The following is a 24,657-nucleotide window of genomic DNA, read 5'->3' as shown; positions in this document are numbered from 1 at the left end:
CGAATTTTATGGCAGTTTTTGGACTACCGCCCTCGGCATCTGCTGGCTGGCGCAGTGGAAGCCGCCGCCGCCTGCCAGCACCGCGTCGCCCATCAGGCCGATCGTGGCGCGATCCGGGAAGAGTTCGGCGATGGCTGCGACGCCTTCGTCATCATGTGGTGAGCCGAAGATCGGGACTACCACTAGGTTCGTGGTGATCACGAAATTCATGTAGCTGGCGGGCTGGATCGTGTTGCCCCATTCGATGCGGCCCGGCGATGGGACTTCGACCACTTCGACGCCTGCGGTCTCTGCTCGGGCTTTCGCATCGGCGTAGATCGCGGCGTTGGGGTCGTTCGGGCCGGTGGCGCGGGGGAGTGCGAGGCGGTTCGGGCCGACGAAGCGGGCGAGATTATCGACGTGGCCGTCGGTGTGGTCGTTGATCAGGCCATCGCCAAGCCAGAGGACGCGGGTGTAGCCGAGATCGCGGTGCAGGCGTAGCTCGAGATCTTCGCGGGTCAGGTGCGGGTTGCGATTGGGGTTGAGGAGGCACTGCTCGGTCGTGGCGACGAGGCCAGTGCCGTCTCCGTCAAGCGCGCCGCCTTCGAGAATCCAGTCGGCTTTCGAGGCTTCGAGGCTTGCGGAGGCGGCAAGGTCGGCACCGATGTCCTGATCGCCGGGCATCAGGTACTTCTCGCCCCAGCCGTTGAAGCCGAACAGGCGGGCCTTGCGGTTCGCGGCTTCGTCCAGCACGACGAGCGGGCCGGTGTCGCGCAGCCAGACGTCGCCATAGGTGCGGCGTTCGAGCTTTACGGCGGCGGAGACGAGTGACTTCGCGCGCATTTCGTTGGCGGCATCGCGGACGATGAGGCGGACGTCCTGGCCGCTGTCGGCGACGGCGCTGGCGAAGGCGGCGATCTGCTCCTGCGCCTTGTCGATCACGCCCGACCATTCCTCGGCCAGATGCGGGAAGCCGATCCACAGCCAGTCCTGGGGGTGCCATTCGGGTGGCATGATGAAGGGTGCGGTCATGGGCGTGTGGTCCGGATTCTGGGAATTGGCCCCGCGCCTTAGAGCAGAAGTCGCGCGGTTTCCATGGCGCTTGATCGCGCGCGGCAAGCGGGGCATTCGGGAGGGACGATGACCGATTTCCAGAGCGCCCTTGCCCGTGCCCACGCCCATTCTCCGTTCCTTTCCATGGCGCTTGGCCGCTTGCCGGAGCTGGAGGCGCTGCTGGCGGCGGGGGATGTCGAGGGGGCGCTGGCGCGGGCCAAGGCGGCGGGCGAGGGCGTGGACGATGCCGCTGTGGCCTTGCGGCGGGAGCGGTTGGCGCTGGCGCTGGTCGTGGCGGTTGGTGATCTGGCGGGGGCGTTTCCGCTGGGGCGCGTGGTGGGGGAGCTTTCGGACTTTGCCGACCGCTCGCTCGACCGGGCGATCGAGGCGGCAATCCGGCGGCGGGTGCCGGAGGCGGAGTCAGTAGGGTTCTGCGCGATTGCTTTGGGCAAGCATGGGGCGCGGGAGCTGAACTACTCGTCGGACATCGATCCGATCCTGCTTTATGATCCCGAGGTGCTGCCCCGGCGCGAGCGGGACGATCCGGCGGATGCGGCGCAGCGGGTGGCGCGGGCCATCATGGAGATCATGTCTTCGGTCACGGCCGAGGGCTATGTCTTCCGGGTGGACCTGCGGCTGCGACCGGCTTCGGAGGTCAGCCCCCTCGCCCTGCCTTTCGAGGCGGCAATCACGCACTATGAGTCGAGCGCTCTGGCGTGGGAGCGGGCGGCCTATATCCGGGCTCGGGCGGCTTCGGGCGATGTGGCGCGGGGGCAGGCGTTCCTCGATACGATCCGGCCTTTCGTGTGGCGTCGAAGCCTCGATTTCGGGGCGATTGCCGAGATCGGGCGGCTGACGACGCGGATTCGCGATCACTATTCGGCGGGGCAGGCGATCGGGCCGGGCTATGATCTGAAGCGCGGACGCGGGGGGATTCGCGAGGTCGAGTTCTTTGCCCAGACGCACCAGCTGATCCATGGCGGGCGCAATCCGGCGCTGCGACTGCGGGGGACGCGGGCGAGCCTTGATGCGCTGGCCGAGGCCGGGATCATCGGTGCGGAAGACGCAGCTGTCATGGGTGAGAGCTATGACCGGCTGCGGACGCTGGAGCATCGGTTGCAGATGGTGGCAGACCATCAGACGCATTCATTGCCGGGCGATGCGGCAGCGCTCGACAACGTGGCGCGGCTTGACGGGCTGGCGGACGGAGCGGCGCTCGTGGCAGAGCTGGCGGCGATATCGGAGACGGTCGGGCGGCGGTTCGATGCGCTGATCGAGACTTATGCGCCGACCGGCGCGGTGCAGGCGGTGGAGATTCCGGACCAGTCTGACCCGGTGGTGGATCGCTTTGCCGAGCGGGTGCAGGCCTGGGAAGGCGGGCAGTATCGCTGCCTGCGCTCTGCCGAGGCGCGCGAGGCCTTTGCGCGGATCAGGCCGCAACTGCTGCGCGCGCTGTGCGAAGCGCCCGACCCAGAGCGGGCGCTGCTGCGCTGGGAGCACCTGCTGGAAGGATTGCCGAGCGCGATCAACGTGTTCCGCCTGCTGGAAGCGCGACCCGGATTGCTCGCGGTGGTGATGCGCGTGCTGGCCCATGCGCCGACTTTGGCGGACGAACTGGCGCGGCGCTCAGACCTGCTCGACATCCTGATCGACCGTTCGGCGTTCGATCTGCCGGGGAGCGTGGCCGAGATTGCGGCGGAATTGTCGCGCGGGGAAGCGGGCGACGATTACCAGCGGTTGCTCGATACGGTGCGCCTGCGCGTGGGCGAGATGCGGTTTGCACTGGGGGTGCAACTGGTCGAGGGACAGCGCGATCCGCTGGAGGTGGCGGCGGCGCTTTCGCGGGTGGCCGAGGCTTCGATCGAGGTGCTCGGGCGCGCGGCGATCGAGGAGTTTCGGGGCAATCATGGCGTGGTGCCGGGGAGCGATCTGGCGATTCTCGGCCTCGGGCGGCTGGGCGGCGCGGCGCTGACTCATGCTTCGGACCTTGATCTGGTGTTTCTGTTCAGCGGGGACCATGCAAGCGAGTCTGACGGGCGCAGGTCGTTGGGGGCGACGCTCTATTTCAACCGGTTGGCGCAGCGGGTGATTGCGGCGCTTTCGGTGCCGACGGCGGCGGGCGCTCTCTACGAAGTGGACACGCGGCTGCGGCCTTCGGGTGCGCAAGGGCCGATCTCGGTTAGCCTCGACAGCTTCTCGCGCTATCAGTGCGAGGATGCCTGGACGTGGGAGCACATGGCCTTGTGTCGGGCGCGGGCGATGTTCGGGACGGAAGCGGACCGGGCGGCCCTTCAGGCGATCATCGCACGTGTGCTGGAGCGTCCGCGCGATCCGGCAAAGCTGCGCGCCGACGTGCTGGAGATGCGCGGGACCATGGCCGAGCACAAGTCGGCCAAGGGGCCGCTCGACGTGAAGCTGGCGCGCGGCGGGCTGGTGGACATCGAGTTCATGGTTCATTTCCTGCAATTGCGCGACCATCTGGCGCAGACGCCCGATCTTGGCGCGGCGGTGCAGCTGCTGGAAGACAAGGGACTGCTGCCCCAAGGCCTGCGCAAGGCGCATGATCTGCTGACGCGGTTGCTGGTGGTGGTGCGGCTGGTTGCCCCTGATGGCATGTTCCCGCCAGAGGCCAGCCGGGGCATCGTGGCCACATCGTGCGGGCTGGAAAGCTGGGACGCGCTGCTGGACGCGGTGACAGCCGCGCGGCATTGCGTCGTCCAAGGCTGGGCGCAGGTGTTCGATATTCAACTGGAGATTGCGGAATGAGCGAGCGGACAGGTGTGGGCGAAGCGTTCCCCGACATTGCGATGACGACGCCCGATGGCGGCAGCGTCAAGGCTTCGGACTTTGCCGGTCGCAAGCTGGTGGTGTTCTTCTACCCCAAGGACGACACGCCCGGCTGTACCACGGAAAACAAGGATTTTTCCGCGCTTTACGGCGAGTTCGAAGCGGCGGGCATTGCCGTGCTGGGCGTGAGCAAGGACCCGCCAAAGAAGCACGTGAAGTTTGCGGAGAAGCATGGACTGACCGCGCCGCTGGCTTCGGACGCGGAAGAAGGCGGCGTTTCGGACGCGCTGGGCATCTGGACCGAAAAGTCGATGTACGGGCGCACCTACATGGGCATGGAGCGCACGACCTATCTGGTGGGCGCGGATGGCAAGATCGCCCAGGTTTGGAACAAGGTGAAGGTCAAGGGTCACGCCGACGAGGTGCTGGCCGCTGCCAAGGCGCTCTGATCCAAGACGTCCTGTGACCGCCCCTTCCCTCGCCCGCGCAATCCGCGCGGCCATGCTGACGGCTGAGCCGACCGCCAAGGTGATGGCGACGCGCGATGTGGTGCGCCGATGGCGGGCGAGCGAGTTGGCCATGGTGTTCGACGTGGCGATGCCGGACGTTCCGGCGCGGCCAGAAAGGCCCGAACTGCTGCCGCCCGCCGCCATGCCCAAGCGCGGACGCGGGTCGGCACACGGGCGGCTCGCGCTGCTCCATGCGCTGGCGCATATCGAGTTCGTGGCGATCGACCTTGCGCTCGATGCGGCGGGGCGGTTCGGGGCGCAGATGGGGCGGCAGTTCGTCGGCGACTGGCTTTCGGTCGCCGCCGACGAGGCGATGCACTTTGCCCTGATCGCGCGGCGGCTGCGCACGCTTGGCAGCTTCTATGGCGCGATGCCAGCGCACGATGGGTTGTGGGACGCCGCGCGCGAGACCGCACATGACGTGGCGGCGCGGCTGGCGATTGTGCCGATGGTGCTGGAAGCGCGGGCGCTGGACGTGACGCCGATGACGGTGGAGCGGTTCGTAAAGGCGGGCGACGAGCGCTCTGCACGCATCCTGCAACGAATCGTTGACGACGAAATTCGCCATGTGCGCTTCGGCACAACACATTTCGCCGCAGTGTGTCAGATGAGGGGAGAATCGCCGCCCCGGCTCTGGAAAATGCTGGTCGAGCGGCACTTTCGCGGTGTGGTTAAGCCACCGTTCAACGACTCGGCGCGTCGATCAGCCGGTTTGTCGCGCGAAATGATGGCAGGGGTTGCCTGCCTGTAACCTGCCCCGCATACCCCAATTCACGAGATGGCGGGGGGTTCCGACCAACTCTGAAATTTCCCGGGTGGCAGGCCAAACACCTGTCTGCCGCCGCAAAACGGGTTCGCTCTGGGGGTTCAGGGCTTGCCGTTCCAAAGGTCGCACAGACCGGGAGCGGAGAGCCGAGAAAAAGGTCGCACAGGTCGTAATGTTGTTCAACACCAACACCTTCAAGACTGTATTCAGCGCCCTGACGGCGATTGTTGCATTCTCTTCCGCTCCGGCTTTCGCCAACAGCGCTTCCTCCGCAGACATCGCCGCACCGCTTCGCGCCGCCGAAGCTGCCAAGGCAGGCGTTTCGGCCGATCGCGGCGATGAAGAATTCCGCCGCCTCTTCGCCAGCTGGCAGCAGCTCGACAATGGCATCCTGCCTTCTTCGCGTCCCACCACCGCCCGCCGCGCTTCGGTTTCGATTCCGTCGCTGGTGCCCGTGTCGATGACCCGCCTTTCGAGCGGTTACGGCATGCGCGAGCACCCGGTGCTTGGTGGCCGCCGCGCCCACAAGGGCATCGATCTTTCCGCTCCGACCGGCACCCCGATCCGCGCCAGCGCAGACGGCGTCGTTGAAAAGGCCGAATGGTTCGGCGGCTACGGCCTGTTTGTCGGCCTCGACCACGGTGGCGGCATGGAAACGCGTTACGGCCACATGTCGCGCGTAGCGGTTGCCGAAGGGCAGCAGGTCCGCAAGGGCGACGTGATCGGCTATGTCGGTTCGACCGGCCGCTCGACCGGCCCGCACCTCCACTACGAAGTCCGCGTTGCCGGCGAAGCGGTCAACCCGCTCCCCTACATGCAGGGCAAGGGCGACTCGCTCTATGCCAGCAACGAGAAGGCCGAAGGCCGCGGCGGCCCCGAAGAGTAAGGCCGGAACAAACAAGAGCCTAGGGTCAAAAGGCCCGGTCTCTCAAGCGAAGCATCTTGGAGAGGATGCGGAAGAGGGCTCTGGTGACGGGGCCCTTTTCTTGTTGATGCACAGGGGAGCACTCCCCCTTTCTCCGAAGCGGCTACGTCCCTAAGCACATACGTCATTCGACGCGTATACCTGCCGCCGAAACCTCCCATAGTGCCAGACGGATAGATAGCAGGCTTTGGCCTGCCCGTTTGACGTATATCGAGGGTCGGCAGATGGCAGGTGTTCAGGTTGGCAATCGGATCATCGGGGCGGATGCGCCGGTAACCGTGGGGTGGGAGAACCTGCCCAAGGTAGAAGGCGGTGCGTTCAAGCGCGCGTTCTTCACCTGGTTCCAGCCGGTTACCTTCTTCGGCTTCCTGCTGTTCTGGTACTATGCGCCCAACGAGTGGGCCGTGGCGTCCACCGGCATCGCGATCGGCATCGTGTTCAAGCTGGTGCTGCTGGGGCTGGAGTGGGTCAATCCCCGGCACCGTTCATGGCAGCTGACTTGGAAGGAGCTGGTGACCGACCTGTTCTATGTCGGGCTGGGTTATACCATTCTGCGGATTGTCGACCAGTTCATCGGGTCTGACGCGATCATCGCCATGGTGCAGAGCAACTTCGATCTGGCGAAGGTGGCGTGGTTCACCGGGCTGCCGCTGCTGCTGCAGGCGTTCCTGATCTCGTTCATCTTCGACTTCGGGCAGTACTGGATGCATCGCGGCATGCACAACTGGTACCCGCTGTGGCTGACCCACGCGCCGCACCACTACATCACGCAGCTGAACATCAACAAGGGCGCGGTGGGCAATCCGGTGGAGCTGTTCCTGATCGGCCTTGGCATCGGGGGGTTCTTCGACTTCCTGCCGCGCGCGTTCCTGCTGGCGGGCACGTTCGGCCTCGCGGTGAGCACCTACCAGCACATCAACACCCGCTTCAACACGCCGCGCTGGTGGCGCTTCCTGTTCAACACGACCGAGCATCACAGCGTTCACCATTCGCAGGACTATGAAGCCACGCGCAGCAACTATGCCGGTACCTGGATCATCATCGACCGCATGTTCGGCACCTGCGTCGATGGCGAGGCGGAGCTGCTGGGCATGGAAGGCGGGCGCCGGATGCACATTCGCGAAGTGATGCATTATCCGTTCACCGAGGCTTGGAAGACGATCAAGGCGAAGCTTGGGCGCGGTGCGGGCATGCCCGAGACGGCGGTTCCGGCGGAATGAGCGGAACCGCGATTGCATCACCCTGGACGCAACCGGTGAGCCCGGAGAAGCCTCGCGCGAACCTGCGCTTCATCGACTGGATCTGGACGGTGCGCGATGAAGTGCCGGTGCCCGAGGGCCTAAGCGCAGGCGAAGCGCTGGAGCGGGTTGCGCCGGTGCTCGACGAGCCGGACACGCAATATCAGCGCGACGGCGAGGGGCTGAACTATGCCAAGGGATCGCCCGCCGCGCAGGACCCGCTTTCGGTGTTCGAGAAGGGAGCGCTGCGGGTGGAAGACGCGCCGGGCGGGCTGATGCTGCGCTACCGTCTGGTCAGCCGGTTCATGCTCTTCTGCTTCATCCTGCCGCTGGTGTTCGTGGGCTTTGGCCAGTTGACGCTGGCCGTGGCCGAATACCAGAAGGCGCAGGCCGAAGCGAAAGAGAAGGCCGAGGGCGCGAAGAAGGACGAGAAGAAGAAGAAGGACGAGCCGGTCCTGACGCTCAACCCGGTCGACAAGTTCCTCGGCGCACCGGCCCCCGAAATGCCCAAGGACGGCGAAGGCAAATCGCGCAAGCGCAAGCCATCGGCAACAGCGGCTTACGTTTTCGCGGGGATCTTTGCGTTTCTGTACCTTGTGGGGCGTTTTCTGGAACCGTGGCTGGTGCGGCGGACGTTCCGGCGGAAGTTGGCGGGTGAGGGTTAGGCGGGGGCGTGCTTAATCAAGGTCCGCTGTTGGGCAATTTTGCGAAGGTGCTCAATGGCGGAATTGGGGTGAGAAGCGGCAATTTGGCACCCAAATCAAAAGCGGCTGAACACAATTTTCTCGGCGCAGTCGGGCCGGCACCTCAAAGTGAACGAGCCAAGACTGTCGTCAAATAAGATTGAAGTCGTCGCACCGTTCGGTCGAGCGACAACACGATTGCTCTCAATTTCGACAGGTTGTGCTGGATAGGCAACCATGCCGAATTTCATATGCTCAAGGGTAAAGCCTACCCGCAACCCGCGTGTTGTCATCACGCCATCAGAGAGCACGACGTCGGCGCAGCAGGGGTTGCGATATGTTCCGTTCACCCACTGCGGATCTGGCACAGACGAACTTACACCTACATACCAACCTATGGCCACGCCGACTAATGCCGCGAGCAGAAGCAGTTGAAACTTGGGTGTGGTTTCCATTGCTGTGAACCGCCCCGGCTTTCCCGGAGGCTCCTATCTGTGAGAAGGAGCCACGATGAGCGCTACAAGGAACAAGTTCTCGCCTGAGTTTCGCGACCGTGCGGTGCGGATGGTGGAGGAGCACCGGGGAGATTACCCGTCGGAGTGGGCGGCGATGACGTCGATCGCCGGGAAGGTTGGCTGCACGACCGAGACACTGCGCCGCTGGTGCCGTGAGGAGGCGAGCCGACGAGCAGGGCCAGCGGCGCAGGCTGTCAGTGATCGTGATCGGGTCAAGGCCCTGGAGCGCGAGGTCAAGGAACTGCGCCGGGCCAACGAGATCCTTCGCAAAGCCTCGGCATATTTTGCGCAGGCGGAGCTCGACCGCCACGGCAAATGGTGATGTCGTTCATCGACGCTCACCGGAAGGAATTGGGTATCGAGCCGATCTGCCGGGAACTGGCAATCGCCCCTTCCTCCTACCACGAATATGCCGCCCGCCTTGCCGATCCCGGCAGGCGCCCCGCCCGTGTCCGGCGCGATGACGAGATGCGCGAGGCGATCAAGCGCGTCCACGAGAACAGCTTTGGCCTCTATGGTGCCCGCAAGGTCTGGCACCAGATGCGCCGCGAGGGGATCAAGGTGGCCAAGTGCACCGTCGAGCGGCTGATGCGCACCATGGGCCTGGCAGGCGTGCGCCGGGGCAAGACGACGGTGACGACCATCAGCAACCCCAAGGCACCGTGCCCGCTGGACAAGGTCAACCGCGAGTTCCGCGTCAGCCGGCCCAATGCGCTGTGGGTGGTCGACTTCACCTACGTCCATACCTGGGCCGGGTTCGTCTATGTCGCGTTCGTGATCGATGCCTTCGCCCGCCGGATTGTGGGCTGGAAGGTCAGCACCAGCGCCACGGCGGGCTTCGTACTGGATGCCCTGGAGCAGGCGATCCATGCCCGCAGGCCAAGTCCAGATGATGGCTTGATCCACCACAGCGACAGGGGCGTTCAATACCTGGCGATGAACTACACGCAGCGTCTGGCCGAAGCCAACCTCGTGCCGTCTGTGGGCAGCGTCGGCGACAGCTATGACAACGCCTTGGCCGAGACCATCAACGGTCTCTATAAGGCCGAGGTCATCTGGCGGCAGCGCTCATGGCCGAGCGCATCGGCCGTGGAAATGGCAACGCTGCGCTGGGTGGACTGGTTCAACAATCACCGCCTGTTCGGACCCATCGGGCACATCCCACCCGCCGAAGCCGAAGCCAACTACTATGCGGCCAACGAGACCCTCGATATGGTCGCATGACTCAATTGAAAATGCCTCCGGGAAAGCCGGGGCGGTTCACTGCTGAGTAAATCCGATTACGAACGGCAGCAACGGCGTCGTGACCTGACAGGCAGCTTTAGTCAAAAACACTCCGAAAGCCGACGTTCTCGGCTTGTCTGCGCCAACGGTTGACTTCGGTGCCGGATGCGAAAGGTGGACGAGCGGGCATGGGGCGACGAAGGGCTGGCGCGTTCGTCGATTCGCTTGGGCCTAACCCCTCCTCCACCGCGCTGCGAAGAAGCCGTCGATGCCGCCTTGTTCTGCCAGCATGCCGGGATCGGAGCGGAAGCGGCCGTTGGTGGCGGTTAGGGTGGCGGGCAGTTCGGCGTCGGTGATGGGGGCGGGCGTGAGGGCGTCAAAGGCAAGGGCCTGAATTTCGCCCTCCTCGCGCTCCAGCGAGCAGACTGCATAGACCAGCGTGCCGCCCGGCGCGAGCCGGGTGGCGGCGCGTTCGAGCATGGCGGATTGCAGGGCGGTCAGCTCGGCAATGTGGGCCTGACGGTGGAGCACATCGGGGTGGCGGCGGCAGGTGCCGGTGGCGCTGCACGGGGCATCTAGCAGGATGGCATCGAACTGGCCTTCGGGCTGCCAGTTCAGGGCATCGGCGACGATGACCTCGGCGGTGAGGCCGCTGCGCTTGAGGTTTTCGGCAAGGCGTTCGGTGCGGCGGGCGGACTTGTCGAGCGCGGTGACCGACCAGCCGGCGGCGACGAGTTGCAGGGTCTTGCCGCCCGGCGCGGCGCAGAGATCGAGGGCGCGGCGGCCCTTGCCCTCGCCCAACAGGCGCGCGGGCACGCTGGCGGCGAGATCCTGTACCCACCATGCCCCTTCGCTGAAGCCTTCGAGCGCTTCGATGGCACCGGCGCGGGCGAGGCGGACGTGGCCGGGGGCGAGCGACTGGCCGCCGAGGCGTTCGGCCCATGCCTCGGTCTGCGAGGGATCACGCAAGGTGAGGTCAAGCGGGGGCGGGACGGCGAGGCCCTGGGCAATCGCATCCAGCCGTTCGGGCCATGCGACCTGCCAGCGCGCGGCGACGGCGGGCGGGAGCGTGGGAGCCTCGGGCAGCTTTGCGCCGCCTTTCGTGACGGCGGAGAACACGCCGTGGGCCAAGCGGCGCGGGCCACCGGTCAATAGCGGCAGGCCGGTGGCGACGATGGCGTGGCCGGGCAGGTTCAGGCGCAGGGCCTGAGCCAGCATCAGGCGCAGGACCGAGCGGACCTTGGCATCTTCGGGCAAGGCCTGCTTCGTCGCGCCATCGATCAGCGCATCGAGATCCGCCATCCAGCGGAGCGATTCCTGCACGATGGCCAGCGCCAGCGCACGGTCATCGCCGCGTTCGATCGCGCGCAGCACCGGGGGCGCGGCCTGATCGAGCGGATCGCCACGGTGCAGCACGGCATCGAGCAGCCGCAGCGCGGCGCGGCGGGCGGGGACGCCGGGGACTTCGTCGGCAGGTGTGGAACGGGACATAAGGGGGAGCCTATCGGCGCTTGTGCCCCAATATGCAATTGCAGTTCCGTCTGAGACGCGCCATCTGCAAGGGCATGGAAAAGCCCACTCCCCGTGCGACGAAGCGCCCCGCGGACTTCACCCCGCCCGCGCACTGGACCAACCACCCCGCGCCTGCGCCCAAGGCCATCGAGCGTGGGGATGATCCGGACGGGATCGACCCGACGCGGTTCGGGGACTGGGAGAAGAACGGGATCGCGATTGATTTCTGAGGGTTAGCCCCCTCAACCACCCGCTTTGCGGGTGGTCCCCCTCCCCGTTTGTGCTTCGCAAAAACAGGGAGGATTTGTGCGCTTCAGCCCTCGATCACCTTGGCTTCGGGGTGGTGCTTGTCGAGGTGTGCTCGCAGGATCTTGAGGTTGCGGGAGTTGGAGCGGAAGAAGAGGTCGAAGGCGTCGCCGACCAGCGGCACGGCGCCGAGCGCGGTGTCGAAGGCGACGTTGGCGCCCATGCGCAGAAGCTTCCACTTGGGCAGGCCGAGATTGCGCGCTTCCCAGACGATGTAGGCGCCCATCGCGGCGGTCAGCACGTCGCCCAGCACCGGCACGAGCCCTGCGATGGCATCGAGGCCGACATCGCGGCGGATGCCGGGGATGGTGAAGCTGCGTTCGAGCACGCGTTCGAGCATCTCCACGCGCTGACGCACCGAGGCGGCATCGTTGCCGAGGCCGGGCAGTTCGGGGCGCAGGCGCTGGGGGCGAGCGGCGTGGGAAGTGTGGTCCATGCCCCTTATCTGGGGAGCCATGCCATCGGCGGCAAGGGATGCCAGCCCCACGGGTTGGCGGCAAAGCCCGAAGTGCCGCTGCGGACCATCGACCAGCGCAAGGGGCGGGCGATGGGGATGAAGCCGTTGGCCGACGTGATCTCGGCCTCAGCTTCGGACAGGAGGGCGGCGCGGGCGGCGGGATCGGCGGACTTGCGGGCTTCGGCCACGCGCTCGTCACCCACCGGGCTGCAGACGGCCTTCTGCACGGTGCAGGAGAGCTGGTTGAGGAACCATGTGGCGCGGCCATAGCGCGCGGCCACGTCTATCAGGCGCAAGTCCGCGCGGTCCCTTTCACCGACGCGGCGGATCGAGAGGCCGATGCGGGCGAAATCGGCCTGCAACTGCTCGAACACGCGGGCAGATCCCGGGCCGCCGGGCATTGCGATGTTGAGGGTGGGAATGCTCCTGCCCCCGCTTTTCCACGCAGAGACGCGCGCTGCGGCCTGGGTCTGACGTTCCTCCATCGACATGCCCTGCCAGCGTTCGCCGATGGTGCCGAGATCGTCCTCGACATCGGGCGAGACGACGCGGGTGGTGGATTGCCAGCCGCCGATGTTGAAGCGGCCGATCAGGGCATCACGGTCAATCGCCATGGCCAGCGCCTCGCGGTTGGCGGAGGCGCCGAGGAAGCCTTGGGTGCTGTCGACCATCAGGCCGAACAGACCGATCACCGGATCGAGCTGGACGTTGCCGCGGGTGAGACCGATGGAGCCGGCCAGCGGGATCGTATCGATCCGGCCTCCGAGCAGGACGTCGGCATAGCCATCGTTGAACAGTGTGACGGCCTTGTCGGGCGTGGTGAAGGTGAGAGCGAGCTTGCGGGCGCGGCGTGCGAAATCGGGCTGCGTGGGCAGGCCGCGCTGTTCGGGCGGGATCAGGGTGAAGACCTGCGCGCCTTTTTCGTCGGTGGCCTCGTCATTGCCGCGCACCATCGGGCCGGTACCCTTGCCGCGCCAGGTGAGGGCGAGTTCGGGCTGGGCGAGCAGGGTGAGCAGTTCGGGGACCGGGGCAGACAGATCGATCTCGATCACGCGGTCAGCCATGACGCGGACCTCGTCGATCGCGGCGAGATCGAGGCCGAGCGCCCTGCCCTTGAGTCCCGCAATGGTCTTGCGCAAGCCGACAGCGGCGGCATCGGCGGTGATGCGCTTGCCATCCGGCCAGGTGCCATCGCGCAGGCGGAAAATGTAGCTCTGGCCGTTATCGGTGACGATCCAGCGATCAGCCAGAGCGGGGACGACTCGGCCCTGTTCGTCAAAGCCGACGAGGCCTTCGTGCGTTGCCGAGCGGACAAGCTGTGCGGCGGGGGACAGGCGCAGGCCCTGTTCCTTGAGCGCGCCGGAATCGCCCATCACCGCGATCTCGAGCGTGCCGTCACGCGACTTGCCGCAGGCGCAGAGCGCGAGAGTCATGGCTGCAATGACGGCAGGACGCAGGATCATCCTGGGAGCCTAGGCCAGCAGGCCCGATGCGTCCAGAAGGTCAGATCTTGCGCAGGGGACCGACGTGGGTGGAGATCGCGGGCTTGACGAAACGCGGCGTGGACGGGCCGGTGCCGACCGGTGCACGCGCCAGCTTGGGATCAACTTCCTCGATAAAGGCAATGCCGAAGCGGTTGTCCTGGATCCACGCAACCACGCCATCGACCCAGCCGATGTTGCGCAGGTTGACCTCTACAGGGGTGCCGCGCAGCACCTTCATCGCGCCTTCGGCCATCATGCCGCCGGCCGACAGGTTGCGCACTTTCACGCGGTGCTCTGCCTCGGACCCTGCAAGGCGCACTTCCGCCATCAGGAACAGGCTGTCGCGCCCCAATTGCCGATGGTCGATGCTTTTCACCAAAGGTCCTGCCGTTCCCTAGTTGCCCACGCCTGCGGAGGCTTCCGCACCCGCGTGAGCGGGCATAGCGCATGTTCGTCGCTTCTTCCTAAACGGGCAAGGTAAACAAGGGATTAGCGCGCGCTTGCGTTAACCTGATTGTCATGGTTGGGGGGCCGCCCGAAGGCAGCCCCGTCCATCACATATCGCGCGAGATTTTCTCTCTGCGTTCATGGGCTTCCTGCGCCTCAACCGTCATCGTCGCGATGGGACGGGCAATGAGGCGGCCAAGGCCGATCGGCTCGCCGGTCACTTCACAGTAACCATATTCGCCTTCATCGATCCGGCGCATGGCGGAATCGATCTTGGCGATCAGCTTGCGCTGGCGATCGCGGGTGCGCAGTTCGATGCCCCAGTCGGTCTCGCTCGAAGCGCGGTCGTTGAGGTCAGGTTCGCGAATCGGGCCGTCCTGCAGTGCCGACAATGTGCCGGCGGCGGCAGAGAGGATCGACTTCTTCCATTCAAGCAGCAGGCGCCGGAAATAATCCTGCTGCGCCTCGTTCATGTAGGGTTCGCTGTCACTAGGAACATAGTCACCTGGCAGGGCGCGTCGCGCTTTTGCCAGAACGTCAATCTCGTCACTCAAGACCCCAGCCATTCGGCCCTCCGCATAACAAGCTATCCGCCCCTCCCGGCCTGCATTCTCCCCGCCCGTTTTCCCCGGCGAGCGCGCAGGCTCATCTGCTGGCGCGCCTATAGGATTGGCCCGTGACGCGCACAAGCACTTATACCAACCTGCACTGACCCTGACCCATGAGGATTGCCATATCCAGCTTGCTGGCGAGGAACAGCCGAAGCCGCGATGTGGTTCATCGTGGCAAGGCTGCGACGAAGTCCAGCGGGCTGGATATGGCAACCCTGCGGGCGGTTTCTGGCGGCTATCGGACAACGTCGCGTCCTCGTGACGATGCACCACATCGCCCCTTCGGCCGCTTCTTGCCGATAACCGCCAGAAACCGTCCTCATGGGTCAGGGTCAGTGCAGGTTGGTATTAGGCGGATATGATGCATTAATGACGACTTAAGGGTGAGCGGGCGCACAGAGTTTTCCCAAACTGTTTCCGGCTGAAACTGATTGCGGGTGACGTTAACCATTTGTTGACCAAGATCGTTGACCTTTGCCTTGTCGGAAGTCCGGGGGTTCGGACTTCCTGAAGGGGGTAAAAGGTTATGGGACAAGCCTGGATCAAGCTGGTCGCGGACGAAGCCGCACCAATCGCCGAATCGCATGATATTGCCGACCTGCTGGTGGCAACGTGTCTGGCAGCCGCAGCGAACGGCGACAGCAACGCGCTGTTCGATCTGGGCGTGGCCTATTCGACCGGCAGCCACGGCGTCGACTGCGACCTGATCGAGGCGCACAAGTGGTTCAACCTCGCCGCTGTTGGCGGGCACGACGAAGCTGCACAGTGCCGTGCGGATGTAGCCGACGAGATGACGGCGCGGGAGATCGCCGAGGCCCAGCGCCGGGCGCGGGAATGGCTGCGGAGCGGTCGGGCGGCGGCTTGAACAGATTACCCTAACCGGGTGTCTACGTTGGATGCTATTTCGAGTCAGTGTCCGGCGTGTTGGAACTTCTCTGGTGGCTTTGGTGCCCGCTCTCAGCCTTGCTGATTCAAACTTGCGCAGTGCGCCTGCTTCATCCGAGGAGCTTGCCCGGTATCCAAGCAGCAGGCTGTCTGGGATGGCTTGTCTGCCTCTGCATCAGCTTTGCGTTGATGGCCCTCAGTGGATTCGGTCTGTATGGCTTCGACCGGGATGACGGCTGGCAATGGGCTGGCTGGTTTGTCCTGTTTCTATCACCGATTGGCCTGCCGATGATTTTTGGCGCGCCGGTCATTTTCATTCTCCAGACAGTGATCGCAATTTGGAAAGCGCGAAGCGCTAATCAAAAATCTTGAGCGCTCTATACTGGCTCGCGGCTCCTCTCACCCCTTCCTGAACGGCGTCCTCGTGCCCAGCACCATCTGGTCCTGCGCCACCCCTGCGCGTTCGCGTTCGAGAAAATCGGCCACGGCGCTGCGGAAGTTCGGGTCAGCGATGTAGTGGGCCGAGAGGGTCTGGACGGGTTCGTAGCCTCGCGCCAGCTTGTGGCCGCCTTGGGCGCCCGCTTCGACGCGGGACAGGCCCAGCGCGATGGCGGCGTCTATCGCCTGATAGTAGCACAGCTCGAAGTGGAGGAAGGGCTTCTCAACCACGGCGCCCCAGTAGCGGCCATAGAGCGCATCCTTGCCGATGAAGTTGAGCGCGCCTGCCACCGGTTCGTCGCCATCGAAGGCGAGGACGAGGAGGACCTTGTCGGCCATGCGCTCGCCGATCAGGTCGAAGGCGGCGCGGGTCAGGTAGGGGCGGCCCCATTTGCGCATGCCCGTATCCTGATAGAACACCCAGAAGGCGTCCCAGTGCTCGGGGCGGATGGCAGCGCCGGTGAGTTGGCGAATCTCGACGCCGTCCTGCGCCTTGGCGCGCTCCTTGCGCAGGTTCTTGCGCTTTTCGGAACTCAGTGCGCCGAGGAAATCGGCGAAGCTGGAATAGCCGCGGTTTTCCCAGTGGAACTGGATGTCCGAGCGGGGGAGCCAACCGGCCTGTTCAAACAGGGGCAGTTGTTCGGGTTCGATGAAGGTGGCGTGGGCCGAGGACAGGCCGTTGTTGTCGCACAGTTGTTCGGCAGCACGCAGGAGCGGGAGGGCAAGGTCCGGGCGGTCTCCCAGCAGCAGGCGGGGGCCGGTGGCGGGGGTGAAGGGGGCGGCGATCTGGAGCTTGGGGTAGTAGTTGCCCCCTGCCCTCGTCCAGGCGTCCGCCCACGAATGGTCGAACACGTATTCGCCCTGGCTGTGGCTCTTGAGATAGGCAGGCAGCGCGGCGGCGGGCTTGCCGTCGTCGCCTTCGATCACGATGGGCAGCGGGGACCAGCCGGAGCGACCGCCGACAGAGCCGGAGTCCTCGAGCAATTGCAGGAAAGCGTGGGATACGAAGGGGTTGCAGTCGCCTGCCAGCCGGTCCCAGTCCTCGGCGGCGATTTCCGAGACGGACTTGTGAATGCGCGCGGTGTAGGTCACGCGAGGGTCATGCCCCGACGCCTGCGCCCTCGGCAATAGGTCCATCGGCACAGTCGGCCGCGCGGGCGGCCAGGTCAGCGGAGCGAACGGTCCATGTCAGGACGGGGAAGCCGCGCTTGCGCTGGGCGGCGGTGAACTTGCTCGGCAGGTCGCGGACGTCCCAGGCGAGGAACTGCGGACTGCCCTGCCAGAACGCGAGATGCAGCTTCAGCGTGGCAGGAATCGTCCGCTTGCCCTCTTCGGTCACGACGAGGCCGTGGACGATGTGTGGGGAGTGGCGGGCGAACCAGCGGCTGACGCGGGGATCGAAGCTCATCACCGCGACCTGTCCGCGATAGCCTTCGAGCGCGCGACGGACGGCGAGGCACAAGGGGGCGGCGCGGACGTCGCGCTTCGATTTCAGCTCGATCAGGAGCGGAGCGCGGCCTGCGACCTGATCGAGGAACGCGCGCAAGGTGGGGATGCAGTCGGTGCTGCCGGAGAGCTGGATCCTTGCCAGCGCATCGGCACGGCGTTCGATCACCGGGCCGGTCTCGGCGGTCAGGCGGTCAAGCTCCCAATCGTGGAAGACGACCGCGTGACCATCTGCCGTGCGCTGGACATCGCATTCGATACCCATGCCGCGCTCGATCGCGAGGGCAAAGGCGGTGGGGGAGTTTTCGGGCACACCGCCGCCATGCAGACCGCGATGGGCGTAAGCCACGCCTCGCAGCCAGCCGACCCGCGCCTGATCGGGCGCGGGGACGAGCCAGCGGTCAAGCAGGGCGAACAGCAAGGACAGCATCGACTTCCACCGCAGCACCCAGCGGCAGGACCGGAACGCCGACCGCGCTGCGGGCGTGCTTTCCGGCATCGCCAAACGCGGCGACCATCAGTTCCGACGCGCCGTTGGCGACTTTGGGCTGATCTGTGAAGGTGCCGGTCGAGCTGATGAAGGCGCCGAGCTTGACCACGCGCTCCACGCGGTCGAGCGAGCCGAGGGCGGCTTTGACCTGTGCAAGGATCATCAGGCCGCAAGCCTGCGCGGCGGCGGTGCCCTGTTCGGTCGAAACGTCTTCACCAAGGCGGCCGGTGACGAGCTTGCCATCGATGAAGGGGAGCTGGCCCGAGACGTGGAGCAATCCGTTCGCCTCGACCGTGGGCACATAGGCGGCGACGGGCGCGGCGGCCTGCGGCAGCGTGTGCCCGAGGGCGGCCAGCTTTGCTTCAACAGAATCGGTCACGCGTCTTCTCCATGAATTTGTTCCAGAATCCAAGGCAACGCCGCTTCCCAGTCATCGATGCGGGCGTGGGCGTGGCCGGCCTGGTGGGCACAATCGATATGCGGAGCGAGCAGCGGCTCGCCGCACAAGTGCAGGCGGATCACGTCCGGCGTCAATTGCGAGACCGAATCGTGGTGCTGCGGCAGGTCGTCGATGAACAGGGCGCGCGAGGGATTGTACTCGTCGAGGATCGCCTTGAGCGCGGGGCCCTTCGGTCCCTGATTGGTGAAGACGCGGGCATTGATGCCCACATCGGCCAGCTGGCGCGCGCGCATGTCGCGGCGGTGGTCGTTAAGGTTGGTCAGGATCACGACGTCGGCGTCCTTGCCGATGGCGTTGATGCCGGCAACCGCTCCGGCGATGGCCTGCTGGCGATACATCTCGGTATCGAAGAACTTGTTGAGCAGACTCCAGATCTGTTCGGGCGGCACCAGTTCACCGCTTTGCGTATAGCGCAGGGCCTTCGAGAAATCGGCGTTGTCCATCTTGAAGGTCACGCCCTGGCTTTCGCCCAGCCAGTCACGGAAGGGGGCGACCATGTGCAGCAGCACCTCGTCGCAATCGCTGACGATCAGGGGGCGGCTACTCATGACAATTCCTTCCGGGCGGCAATCAGGGTTTCGGGCGAGATGTCGAGCGCGAAGGCTGCGTTGACAAGGTCTGCCTCGTGGTTGGCGAGAAAATCGAGGACGGCACCGAGCATGGCCGGATCACCCAGCCGCTCGCGCAACTCATCGGGCGTCAGGCCGATGAGCGCGAGGAAGCGCTCTGCCCGGTCACCATCGGACAGGACCCAGCCCAATGCCTGCAGCGCCAGCGCGGCGGGATCGACGGGGGAGGAAGGCTCGCGGATGATTGTCAGGGCCTTTCACGGGCAATAAGGGTGGCGCGGTGAGCTTTCGGAAACAGGCGTGTCAGTGGCAAAAAGAATTCTGGTTGTCGAGGACAACGACCTCAACCGCAAGCTGTTCTGCGACCTGCTGCGCGCCAAGGGCTTCGAGGTCGAGCCGGTGGCCGACGGGCGCGAGGCGATCGAGAAAACCCGCCTGTTCATGCCGCAACTGGTGGTGATGGACATCCAGCTGCCGAACGTCTCAGGAATAGACCTGATCGAGGCGATCAAGGCCGACGACGAGCTGAAGGCGATCCCGATCCTTGCCGTGACGGCCTATGCCGGAAAGGGCGATGAAGAGACGATCAGGGCTGCCGGGGCGGAAGGCTATCTGGCCAAGCCGGTTTCGATCGGGCCGTTCATGGCGGCGGTGAACGCTTTGGTTTGAGAGGGTCGGGGGTGCCTTGCCCACCCCCAACCCCTCCCGCCTGCGGGAGGGGAGGACTGAAGTATGCCCCTCCCGCCTGCGGGAGGGGCGTAGAAGTTACATCGCGGCGGCTACGCTGTGCGCGTGTTCGATGATGAAGGTGACGACCGTCAGGCAGAGGCCCGCCATGAAGCTCTTGTAGGCGTAGGCGAGGTATTTGTACTTCTTGCGCTGGAGCACCTGCCCGTTCTGATAAATGTCGTGCAGCATGGTCCGGAACACGGTTTCGTCGGCGTGGAGTTCGGACAGGATGGACTCGGTCCATTCGCCCTCGTCCATGTGGGTGAAGTAGCCAAAGAACAGCTTGTTGGGCTTGCCATCGTTCAGCTTGGCCGCCTTCGGGCCGCTGACCGAGGGCAGCACCGCGAAGACCGCGCACATTGCCGAGATGAAGGCGAACAGCGCCAGCACGCCCAGCGACCAGGGCATCGCCCCGCTCTTGGCCTGGCCCACGGCGATGGTGAACACGAGGAACGTCGCGCCCATCAGGATCGAGGCCTTGGCGTCGGCCATCTGGCTTAAGGTCAGGTTGATCTGCTGCGAGGTGCGCACCAGATGGATCGCGTGGTTGGAGTAGCCTGATGGCGAGGGCAGCGAGGGTGCCGCCAAGGGCTGATCGGTGTTTCCCTCAATCTGTGCCATGTTTCCCCTCGCCCGTTTTTGCCGGTTATCCGTATTTCCGGGGATGACACAGAGGCAGCGTGCTTGACAAGCGGCGGCATTGGCCGCTTTTCGGCCTTAATCGTCTGGCAGGGGGCCTCTCCTGCTCCTTGGAGAAGAATTGATGGACCGCGCCCAAACCGCCGAAAAGATCGCCGAACTGATCGAACCCTTCAACAAGAAGGGCATCACGGTCACCGAAGCGACCACTTTTGCCGGCGACCTCGAATGGGACAGCCTGACGGTGATGGACTTCGTGGCGGCCATCGAGGACGACTTCGACATCATCATCAGCATGAACCAGCAGGCCGAGATCGAGACCTATGGCCAGCTGATCGACGCGGTGACGAAGCTTCAGGGTTGAGGCAACCAGCCGCCCGCCACCGCTCGTCCTGAGCCTGTCGAAAGACGCTCGCACTGCGTCACATGCATCGACAAGCTCGGCATGAGCGGGGTGGGATGGATTTCAGGATAAGAGATCGCAGATGACCGACCTGTTTTCGAAGTTCGACCCGCTGATCGAGCAGCGCCGTGCGCTGCTGGCAGGCGGGGTGGAAGACCCGTTCAACCTGGTGATGGAGCGGGTGATCAGCCCGACCGTGGCGGTGTGCAACGGGCGCGAGACGATCCTGCTCGGCACCTACAACTACATGGGCATGACGTTCGACCCCGATGTGATCGCGTCAGGCAAGCAGGCATTGGACGATTTCGGCTCGGGCACCACGGGCAGCCGCGTGCTCAACGGCACCTACGCCGGGCACCGCGCCTGCGAGGAAGCGCTCAAGGAGTTCTATGGCATGGACCATGCCATGGTGTTCTCCACCGGCTACCAAGCCAACCTCGGCATCATCAGCACTATCGCCGGCAAGGGTGACTACATCATCCTCGACATCGACAGCCACGCCTCGATCTGGGACGGCTGCAAGATGGGCGATGCCGAGGTGGTGCCATTCAAGCACAACGACATCGAGGCGATGGGAAAGCGCCTGAAGCGCGTGCCCGAAGGCGCAGGCAAGCTGGTGGTGCTCGAAGGCGTCTATTCGATGCTGGGCGATATCGCCCCGCTCAAGGAAATGATCCGCATCGCCAAGGAAAACGGCGCGATGGTGCTGGTGGACGAGGCGCACTCGATGGGCTTCATCGGCCCCAACGGGCGCGGCGTGGCAGAGGACCAGGGCTGCCTCGAGGACGTGGACTTCGTGATCGGCACGTTCTCGAAGTCGGTCGGCACGGTCGGCGGCTTCTGCGTTTCCAACCATCCCAAGTTCGAGATCATGCGGCTGGTGTGCCGTCCCTATGTGTTCACCGCCTCGCTTCCGCCGAGCGTGGTGCACACCGCGGCAACTTCGATCCGCAAGCTGATGCATGCAGGCAACAAGCGCGCGCATCTGTGGGAGAATTCCAAGACCCTGCACAAGGGTCTTCGCGACAAGGGCTTCCAGCTTGGCACCAGCGAGGCGCAGAGCGCGATCATCGCGGTGATCATGCCCGATCTAGAGCGCGGCGCGGCGATGTGGGAAGCGCTCCTGCATGAAGGGCTCTACGTGAACCTTGCGCGGCCACCGGCGACGCCTGCGGGCATGACGCTGCTGCGCTGCTCGCTGTGCGCCGAGCATTCGGCGGAGCAAGTGCAGACGATCATCGGCATGTTCGAACGCGCCGGGAAGGCCGTGGGGATCATCTGATGCGGTTGGCGCTGGCGATCCTTCTGACCGTGGCGGCGACGCCGGCACTGGCCCAGAACCGGGCCGCAGCGCCCACTTTCCCGCCACCATCGCCTCCGGTGCAACCGCCGGGCGACGGGATGATCGAGAAGCCCTGCCCGACCGAGCCGGGCCTGTGGTTCGGGCATCCTTACGTCCGTCAGTATGACTGGGCGTGGGAGTGCCGCTATGCCGAGGCCGACAAGCAGATCGCACAGGCGCCGCGCGTGGTGTTCATCGGCGACTCGATCACCGAGAACTGGGTGGGTCTGGCGCCTTCGCTGTTCGTTTCCGGCGCGGTGGGTCGCGGGATCAGCGGGCAGACCAGCCCGCAGATCCTCGTGCGGTTCTATCAGGACGTGGTACGCCTGCGCCCCAAGGTCGTGCACATCATGATCGGCACCAACGATCTGGCCGGAAACACCGGGCCAAACAGCGCCGAGATGTACACCAACCATGTCGCAGCGATGGTCGACCTGGCCAAGGCGAACGGCATCGGCGTGGTGATCGGCAGCATCCTTCCGGCAGCGAAGTTCCCGTGGAAGCCGAAGCTCTCGCCAGCTAGGCAGGTGGTGGCGCTGAACGGTTGGCTGAAGGACTATGCCAAAGCGCGCGGCGCGGTCTTTGCAGATTACCATTCGGCGCTGGCCAATGCCGAAGGCGGGATGAACCCCGACATCGCGCCTGACGGCATCCACCCCAACGCCAAGGGCTATGCGGTGATGGAGCCCATCGCCAAGGCGGCGATCGCCGAGGCCGAGAAGCTTGCTGCGAAGAAGCCTTGAGGCTTCATTCCGCCGACTGACGTTCCAGCCAGCGTGCGCGGATCACGTCGGAGCCTTCGCGGCTGCCGTCGTGGCTCCAGCCGGGTGCCCGGACCAGATAGGACAGCTTGTAGCGCAAGGGCGCGCACCAGAAGTCGCCAAGCATCCCGCGCCATTCGTGGAACGCGGCATGCAGCAGATGGAAGCTGCCGAGCTGCTTGACGATGCCGTAGCGGATCGCAAGGTCGTCGCGCTCGCGCTGGAAGGTGCGGAACAGGCGGTCCCAGACGATCAGCGCTCCGGCATAGTTGCGGTCGAGATAGAGCGGGTTCGTCGCGTGGTGGACGCGGTGGTGCGAAGGCGTGTTGAATACTGCCTCGAACCAGCGTGGCATGCGCCCGACAGTCTCGGTATGGATCCAGAACTGGTAGATCAGGTTCGCGCCGCCGACCGTGACCAGCATCGCCGGGTGGAACCCGATCAACGCGGGCCAGATGCGGAAGACGAAGGACAGCGCGAAAAAGCCGGTCCAGGTCTGCCGCAACGCGGTCGAGAGGTTGTAGTGCTGGCTTGAGTGGTGGTTCACGTGGCTCGCCCAGAACCAGCGGACGCGGTGGCCGGTGCGGTGGGCCCAGTAGTAGTTGAAATCGTCGAGCACAAAGCAGGCGATCCATGCCCACCACACGTTCGGCACGGTCAGGACGCGATGTTCGTAAAGCCACATCGCAGCGGCGAAGACCACGCTTGCGGTCAGCGCGCCCGCTACGGTGCTGCCGAGGCCGAGCGCGAGGCTGGTGAGCGTATCGCGCGGCTCGTACTTCTCGGGCGCGCGGCGGGCGGCCCAGATCATCTCGGCAAGCACGAGGATCACGAAGAACGGGACAGCGTAAGTAACGACGTCGATGGGTTTCATGCCGATGCCCCCAGGCGGCGCAGGCTGGCGGCCCAGACCTGGGCCTGCTCGCCAAGATCGAGCGTGATCGTGCCGAAGCGGCGATCGTCGGTGGTGATGGTGAGGAAGCGCCCGTCCAGCCTTACGCCAGCATGGCTGGTCAGCTCACGAGCGGCGAAATGGCTGCCGTGCTGGCGGATCAGCAGGACGCGGTTTGCGGCATCGCGGACAAGTGCGCCGATGCCCGCACGGTCGACGACAACAGCCTGCGCATCGAAACCGCAGATCGCATCTTCAGCAAGGGCGCGGGCCTCTTCGGGGCTGGCAATGCGCGGATCGCCGCCGAGATTCAGCCGCCGGGCGAGCCATGCCAGCACGAGGATCGCCACCAGCGAACCGAGCACCTGCAAGGCCTTGGCGACTGCCGGAAGCGCCAGAACCGGGGCCATGTCGAAGCCCGAACTTTCCGTCATGTCTGCTTTGCCCCCTGCCTGCAGCCCTCAGCCTGCCTGCGCGGCCAGCATGTCGACCGTCGCGCGGATCGGGCTGATATCGTAGCCGGCTCCGGCAGCCTTGGTGGCGATCTCGTCGGGGCTGATGCCGGAGCGGGCCTGCGCGAGTGCCCAGAGCAGGGTCGAGCGGGTGCCGGAACGGCAATAGGCAAGAACCGGCTTATCGCCCGCTTTCGCCAGCGCCTGCTGCATCGCCTCGACTTGCGGCATCGAGAACCCGGCGTGACTGACTGGAATGGCGACATAATCGATCCCGGCGGCGCGCGCGGCGGCTTCGATGTCAGCCCCCGGGGTCTGGTCGTCCGATTCGCCTTCGGGGCGGTTGTTCACGATGAGCCCGATACCAAGCGCCTTGGCATAGGCCACTTCGGCCTCGCCGATCTGGGGGCTGGCGAAAGTCTTCTCGTCGATCTTGCGAAACATGAGGCCGCCTCCTGATTGTCGGGGTGCACAAAAACACCGAGTCCTGAACTGGATGGCAGGGCCAGCCAGCTATCCAGTCCAGTTCTGCCCAATGGGCAAGAGCGGCGCAATAGCGCTCAAATCGGCACAAAAGCCACAGTTTTCGGGACGAATTGTGGCGCGCTTGTCGATTCCGTTAGCGGTCGCGTTTTTTTGCTCTATAGTCTTGCCC

General features: G+C 65.1%; 30 protein-coding genes and 1 other annotated feature. Of the genes, 14 read left to right on the top strand and 16 right to left on the bottom strand.

Annotated elements, in window-relative coordinates:
* Nucleotides 1-6 precede the first annotated feature (6 nt).
* Nucleotides 7-1,011 carry an agmatine deiminase family protein gene (locus ACZ1JX_RS00285; RefSeq protein ID WP_465124847.1) on the bottom strand — a complete coding sequence of 335 codons (1,005 nt, stop codon included), beginning with the start codon at nt 1,009-1,011 and terminating at the stop codon, nt 7-9.
* 108 nt (nt 1,012-1,119) lie between these two features.
* Between ACZ1JX_RS00285 and glnE the strand changes: the two genes are divergently transcribed.
* The 6 genes from glnE to ACZ1JX_RS00255 all read left to right on the top strand — a co-directional run bounded on the left by glnE (nt 1,120) and on the right by ACZ1JX_RS00255 (nt 7,922).
* Nucleotides 1,120-3,798: a bifunctional [glutamate--ammonia ligase]-adenylyl-L-tyrosine phosphorylase/[glutamate--ammonia-ligase] adenylyltransferase gene (gene glnE, locus ACZ1JX_RS00280; protein ID WP_465124846.1), complete on the top strand. Its 2,679-nt coding sequence runs from the start codon at nt 1,120-1,122 to the stop codon at nt 3,796-3,798.
* On the top strand, nt 3,795-4,268 hold the full coding sequence (locus tag ACZ1JX_RS00275; RefSeq protein ID WP_465124845.1) for a peroxiredoxin: 474 nt from the start codon (nt 3,795-3,797) through the stop codon (nt 4,266-4,268). Before glnE ends, ACZ1JX_RS00275 begins: the two co-directional genes overlap by 4 nt.
* Before the next feature lie 52 nt (nt 4,269-4,320).
* On the top strand, nt 4,321-5,079 hold the full coding sequence (locus ACZ1JX_RS00270) for a ferritin-like domain-containing protein (RefSeq protein WP_465126455.1): 759 nt from the start codon (nt 4,321-4,323) through the stop codon (nt 5,077-5,079).
* Nucleotides 5,080-5,266: 187 nt separating this feature from the next.
* Entirely contained in the window at nt 5,267-5,980 is a 714-nt protein-coding gene (locus tag ACZ1JX_RS00265; protein ID WP_465124844.1) for a M23 family metallopeptidase, read from the top strand.
* A 263-nt stretch (nt 5,981-6,243) separates the two neighbouring features.
* Nucleotides 6,244-7,239 (top strand): sterol desaturase family protein, encoded by a 996-nt coding sequence (locus ACZ1JX_RS00260; protein ID WP_465124843.1) that lies wholly within the window; start codon nt 6,244-6,246, stop codon nt 7,237-7,239.
* A 35-nt stretch (nt 7,240-7,274) separates the two neighbouring features.
* On the top strand, nt 7,275-7,922 hold the full coding sequence (locus ACZ1JX_RS00255; RefSeq protein ID WP_465124842.1) for a hypothetical protein: 648 nt from the start codon (nt 7,275-7,277) through the stop codon (nt 7,920-7,922).
* A 95-nt stretch (nt 7,923-8,017) separates the two neighbouring features.
* On the opposite strand, the gene ACZ1JX_RS00250 is transcribed toward ACZ1JX_RS00255, so the two are convergent.
* On the bottom strand, nt 8,018-8,395 hold the full coding sequence (locus tag ACZ1JX_RS00250) for a hypothetical protein (protein ID WP_465124841.1): 378 nt from the start codon (nt 8,393-8,395) through the stop codon (nt 8,018-8,020).
* 55 nt (nt 8,396-8,450) lie between these two features.
* On the opposite strand from ACZ1JX_RS00250, the gene ACZ1JX_RS00245 reads away from it, so the two are divergent.
* Nucleotides 8,451-9,679, top strand: a protein-coding gene (locus ACZ1JX_RS00245; RefSeq protein WP_465123188.1) for an IS3 family transposase whose coding sequence is annotated in 2 segments (ribosomal slippage) — nt 8,451-8,739 and nt 8,739-9,679 — 1,230 coding nt in all. Because the reading frame shifts where the segments join, the coding sequence is not laid out codon by codon here.
* Nucleotides 8,732-8,846, top strand: a sequence feature (AL1L pseudoknot). It overlaps the preceding gene by 115 nt.
* Nucleotides 9,680-9,910: 231 nt before the next feature.
* Here the strand turns inward: ACZ1JX_RS00245 and ACZ1JX_RS00240 are convergent.
* Nucleotides 9,911-11,170, bottom strand: coding sequence for an RsmB/NOP family class I SAM-dependent RNA methyltransferase (locus ACZ1JX_RS00240; protein ID WP_465124840.1), 1,260 nt, complete (start codon nt 11,168-11,170; stop codon nt 9,911-9,913).
* A 74-nt stretch (nt 11,171-11,244) separates the two neighbouring features.
* Between ACZ1JX_RS00240 and ACZ1JX_RS00235 the strand changes: the two genes are divergently transcribed.
* Complete coding sequence (locus ACZ1JX_RS00235; protein WP_465124839.1) at nt 11,245-11,421, top strand: DUF1674 domain-containing protein; 177 nt, start codon at nt 11,245-11,247, stop codon at nt 11,419-11,421.
* 83 nt (nt 11,422-11,504) lie between these two features.
* Here ACZ1JX_RS00235 and ACZ1JX_RS00230 read toward each other — a convergent pair whose 3' ends face one another.
* The 4 genes from ACZ1JX_RS00230 to dksA all read right to left on the bottom strand — a co-directional run bounded on the left by ACZ1JX_RS00230 (nt 11,505) and on the right by dksA (nt 14,451).
* Nucleotides 11,505-11,933 carry a DUF4112 domain-containing protein gene (locus tag ACZ1JX_RS00230; RefSeq protein ID WP_465124838.1) on the bottom strand — a complete coding sequence of 143 codons (429 nt, stop codon included), beginning with the start codon at nt 11,931-11,933 and terminating at the stop codon, nt 11,505-11,507.
* A gap of 5 nt (nt 11,934-11,938) precedes the next feature.
* Complete coding sequence (locus ACZ1JX_RS00225) at nt 11,939-13,417, bottom strand: ABC transporter substrate-binding protein (RefSeq protein ID WP_465124837.1); 1,479 nt, start codon at nt 13,415-13,417, stop codon at nt 11,939-11,941.
* A 40-nt stretch (nt 13,418-13,457) separates the two neighbouring features.
* Entirely contained in the window at nt 13,458-13,814 is a 357-nt protein-coding gene (locus tag ACZ1JX_RS00220; RefSeq protein ID WP_465124836.1) for a PilZ domain-containing protein, read from the bottom strand.
* Nucleotides 13,815-13,992: 178 nt separating this feature from the next.
* Nucleotides 13,993-14,451, bottom strand: a complete 459-nt coding sequence (gene dksA, locus ACZ1JX_RS00215; RefSeq protein ID WP_144902917.1) for an RNA polymerase-binding protein DksA — start codon at nt 14,449-14,451, stop codon at nt 13,993-13,995.
* A gap of 571 nt (nt 14,452-15,022) precedes the next feature.
* Between dksA and ACZ1JX_RS00210 the strand changes: the two genes are divergently transcribed.
* Together ACZ1JX_RS00210 and ACZ1JX_RS00205 are read left to right on the top strand one after the other, a co-directional pair.
* Complete coding sequence (locus ACZ1JX_RS00210) at nt 15,023-15,361, top strand: SEL1-like repeat protein (RefSeq protein WP_465124835.1); 339 nt, start codon at nt 15,023-15,025, stop codon at nt 15,359-15,361.
* Nucleotides 15,362-15,504: 143 nt separating this feature from the next.
* Nucleotides 15,505-15,753: a hypothetical protein gene (locus ACZ1JX_RS00205; RefSeq protein ID WP_465124834.1), complete on the top strand. Its 249-nt coding sequence runs from the start codon at nt 15,505-15,507 to the stop codon at nt 15,751-15,753.
* A gap of 27 nt (nt 15,754-15,780) precedes the next feature.
* Here ACZ1JX_RS00205 and ACZ1JX_RS00200 read toward each other — a convergent pair whose 3' ends face one another.
* From ACZ1JX_RS00200 to ACZ1JX_RS00180, 5 genes are read right to left on the bottom strand one after another with little or no spacing between them, the layout of a single operon-like run.
* Nucleotides 15,781-16,911, bottom strand: coding sequence for a GNAT family N-acetyltransferase (locus tag ACZ1JX_RS00200; RefSeq protein WP_465124833.1), 1,131 nt, complete (start codon nt 16,909-16,911; stop codon nt 15,781-15,783).
* Nucleotides 16,912-16,918: 7 nt separating this feature from the next.
* Nucleotides 16,919-17,695, bottom strand: coding sequence for a glycerophosphodiester phosphodiesterase family protein (locus ACZ1JX_RS00195; RefSeq protein WP_465124832.1), 777 nt, complete (start codon nt 17,693-17,695; stop codon nt 16,919-16,921).
* Nucleotides 17,667-18,134: a RidA family protein gene (locus tag ACZ1JX_RS00190; RefSeq protein WP_465124831.1), complete on the bottom strand. Its 468-nt coding sequence runs from the start codon at nt 18,132-18,134 to the stop codon at nt 17,667-17,669. Before ACZ1JX_RS00190 ends, ACZ1JX_RS00195 begins: the two co-directional genes overlap by 29 nt.
* Nucleotides 18,131-18,763, bottom strand: coding sequence for an HAD family hydrolase (locus tag ACZ1JX_RS00185; RefSeq protein WP_465124830.1), 633 nt, complete (start codon nt 18,761-18,763; stop codon nt 18,131-18,133). Before ACZ1JX_RS00185 ends, ACZ1JX_RS00190 begins: the two co-directional genes overlap by 4 nt.
* Complete coding sequence (locus ACZ1JX_RS00180; RefSeq protein WP_465124829.1) at nt 18,760-18,975, bottom strand: DUF3572 family protein; 216 nt, start codon at nt 18,973-18,975, stop codon at nt 18,760-18,762. Before ACZ1JX_RS00180 ends, ACZ1JX_RS00185 begins: the two co-directional genes overlap by 4 nt.
* Before the next feature lie 115 nt (nt 18,976-19,090).
* Here ACZ1JX_RS00180 and ACZ1JX_RS00175 point away from each other — a divergent pair, with 115 nt between their 5' ends.
* Nucleotides 19,091-19,453 carry a response regulator gene (locus ACZ1JX_RS00175; RefSeq protein ID WP_465124828.1) on the top strand — a complete coding sequence of 121 codons (363 nt, stop codon included), beginning with the start codon at nt 19,091-19,093 and terminating at the stop codon, nt 19,451-19,453.
* Between the two features lie 96 nt (nt 19,454-19,549).
* Here the strand turns inward: ACZ1JX_RS00175 and ACZ1JX_RS00170 are convergent, their stop codons facing one another.
* The gene (locus ACZ1JX_RS00170) at nt 19,550-20,134 is read right to left on the bottom strand and encodes a Pycsar system effector family protein (protein WP_465124827.1); all 585 of its coding nucleotides are present in this window, start codon (nt 20,132-20,134) and stop codon (nt 19,550-19,552) included.
* A 142-nt stretch (nt 20,135-20,276) separates the two neighbouring features.
* Between ACZ1JX_RS00170 and ACZ1JX_RS00165 the strand changes: the two genes are divergently transcribed.
* The 3 genes from ACZ1JX_RS00165 to ACZ1JX_RS00155 all read left to right on the top strand — a co-directional run bounded on the left by ACZ1JX_RS00165 (nt 20,277) and on the right by ACZ1JX_RS00155 (nt 22,640).
* Nucleotides 20,277-20,516, top strand: a complete 240-nt coding sequence (locus tag ACZ1JX_RS00165; RefSeq protein ID WP_465124826.1) for an acyl carrier protein — start codon at nt 20,277-20,279, stop codon at nt 20,514-20,516.
* Between the two features lie 121 nt (nt 20,517-20,637).
* A complete protein-coding gene (gene spt, locus ACZ1JX_RS00160) occupies nt 20,638-21,837 on the top strand; it encodes a serine palmitoyltransferase (RefSeq protein ID WP_465124824.1) in 1,200 nt (399 codons plus the stop codon).
* A complete protein-coding gene (locus tag ACZ1JX_RS00155; RefSeq protein WP_465124823.1) occupies nt 21,837-22,640 on the top strand; it encodes a GDSL-type esterase/lipase family protein in 804 nt (267 codons plus the stop codon). The genes spt and ACZ1JX_RS00155 overlap by 1 nt, the downstream gene beginning before the upstream one ends.
* Before the next feature lie 4 nt (nt 22,641-22,644).
* Here the strand turns inward: ACZ1JX_RS00155 and ACZ1JX_RS00150 are convergent, their stop codons facing one another.
* Genes ACZ1JX_RS00150 through ACZ1JX_RS00140 form a run of 3 tightly spaced genes read right to left on the bottom strand, consistent with a single transcriptional unit; the run spans nt 22,645 to nt 24,446 of the window.
* Nucleotides 22,645-23,532, bottom strand: coding sequence for a sterol desaturase family protein (locus ACZ1JX_RS00150; RefSeq protein ID WP_465124822.1), 888 nt, complete (start codon nt 23,530-23,532; stop codon nt 22,645-22,647).
* The gene (locus ACZ1JX_RS00145) at nt 23,529-23,984 is read right to left on the bottom strand and encodes an NUDIX hydrolase (protein ID WP_465124821.1); all 456 of its coding nucleotides are present in this window, start codon (nt 23,982-23,984) and stop codon (nt 23,529-23,531) included. Before ACZ1JX_RS00145 ends, ACZ1JX_RS00150 begins: the two co-directional genes overlap by 4 nt.
* 27 nt (nt 23,985-24,011) lie before the next feature.
* Complete coding sequence (locus ACZ1JX_RS00140; protein ID WP_465124820.1) at nt 24,012-24,446, bottom strand: protein tyrosine phosphatase family protein; 435 nt, start codon at nt 24,444-24,446, stop codon at nt 24,012-24,014.
* Between the last annotated feature and the right edge of the window lie 211 nt (nt 24,447-24,657).

It is taken from the genome of Novosphingobium sp. BL-A-41-Hi4A-0G (genome assembly GCF_055521735.1).
This window is presented reverse-complemented; position numbering and strand designations above follow the sequence as displayed.

Excerpts from the sequence above, each read along its gene's own strand:
- ACZ1JX_RS00235 (WP_465124839.1), top strand. The coding sequence starts at position 11,245 with ATGGAAAAGCCCACTCCCCGTGCGACGAAGCGCCCCGCGGACTTCACC.
- ACZ1JX_RS00165 (WP_465124826.1), top strand. The coding sequence starts at position 20,277 with ATGGACCGCGCCCAAACCGCCGAAAAGATCGCCGAACTGATCGAACCC.
- ACZ1JX_RS00225 (WP_465124837.1), bottom strand. The coding sequence starts at position 13,417 with ATGATCCTGCGTCCTGCCGTCATTGCAGCCATGACTCTCGCGCTCTGC.
- dksA (WP_144902917.1), bottom strand. The coding sequence starts at position 14,451 with ATGGCTGGGGTCTTGAGTGACGAGATTGACGTTCTGGCAAAAGCGCGA.
- ACZ1JX_RS00270 (WP_465126455.1), top strand. The coding sequence starts at position 4,321 with ATGCTGACGGCTGAGCCGACCGCCAAGGTGATGGCGACGCGCGATGTG.
- spt (WP_465124824.1), top strand. The coding sequence starts at position 20,638 with ATGACCGACCTGTTTTCGAAGTTCGACCCGCTGATCGAGCAGCGCCGT.
- ACZ1JX_RS00265 (WP_465124844.1), top strand. The coding sequence starts at position 5,267 with ATGTTGTTCAACACCAACACCTTCAAGACTGTATTCAGCGCCCTGACG.
- ACZ1JX_RS00185 (WP_465124830.1), bottom strand. The coding sequence starts at position 18,763 with ATGAGTAGCCGCCCCCTGATCGTCAGCGATTGCGACGAGGTGCTGCTG.
- ACZ1JX_RS00155 (WP_465124823.1), top strand. The coding sequence starts at position 21,837 with ATGCGGTTGGCGCTGGCGATCCTTCTGACCGTGGCGGCGACGCCGGCA.
- ACZ1JX_RS00140 (WP_465124820.1), bottom strand. The coding sequence starts at position 24,446 with ATGTTTCGCAAGATCGACGAGAAGACTTTCGCCAGCCCCCAGATCGGC.
- ACZ1JX_RS00150 (WP_465124822.1), bottom strand. The coding sequence starts at position 23,532 with ATGAAACCCATCGACGTCGTTACTTACGCTGTCCCGTTCTTCGTGATC.
- ACZ1JX_RS00260 (WP_465124843.1), top strand. The coding sequence starts at position 6,244 with ATGGCAGGTGTTCAGGTTGGCAATCGGATCATCGGGGCGGATGCGCCG.
- glnE (WP_465124846.1), top strand. The coding sequence starts at position 1,120 with ATGACCGATTTCCAGAGCGCCCTTGCCCGTGCCCACGCCCATTCTCCG.
- ACZ1JX_RS00145 (WP_465124821.1), bottom strand. The coding sequence starts at position 23,984 with ATGACGGAAAGTTCGGGCTTCGACATGGCCCCGGTTCTGGCGCTTCCG.
- ACZ1JX_RS00275 (WP_465124845.1), top strand. The coding sequence starts at position 3,795 with ATGAGCGAGCGGACAGGTGTGGGCGAAGCGTTCCCCGACATTGCGATG.
- ACZ1JX_RS00250 (WP_465124841.1), bottom strand. The coding sequence starts at position 8,395 with ATGGAAACCACACCCAAGTTTCAACTGCTTCTGCTCGCGGCATTAGTC.
- ACZ1JX_RS00230 (WP_465124838.1), bottom strand. The coding sequence starts at position 11,933 with ATGGACCACACTTCCCACGCCGCTCGCCCCCAGCGCCTGCGCCCCGAA.
- ACZ1JX_RS00170 (WP_465124827.1), bottom strand. The coding sequence starts at position 20,134 with ATGGCACAGATTGAGGGAAACACCGATCAGCCCTTGGCGGCACCCTCG.
- ACZ1JX_RS00210 (WP_465124835.1), top strand. The coding sequence starts at position 15,023 with ATGGGACAAGCCTGGATCAAGCTGGTCGCGGACGAAGCCGCACCAATC.
- ACZ1JX_RS00195 (WP_465124832.1), bottom strand. The coding sequence starts at position 17,695 with ATGCTGTCCTTGCTGTTCGCCCTGCTTGACCGCTGGCTCGTCCCCGCG.
- ACZ1JX_RS00285 (WP_465124847.1), bottom strand. The coding sequence starts at position 1,011 with ATGACCGCACCCTTCATCATGCCACCCGAATGGCACCCCCAGGACTGG.
- ACZ1JX_RS00240 (WP_465124840.1), bottom strand. The coding sequence starts at position 11,170 with ATGTCCCGTTCCACACCTGCCGACGAAGTCCCCGGCGTCCCCGCCCGC.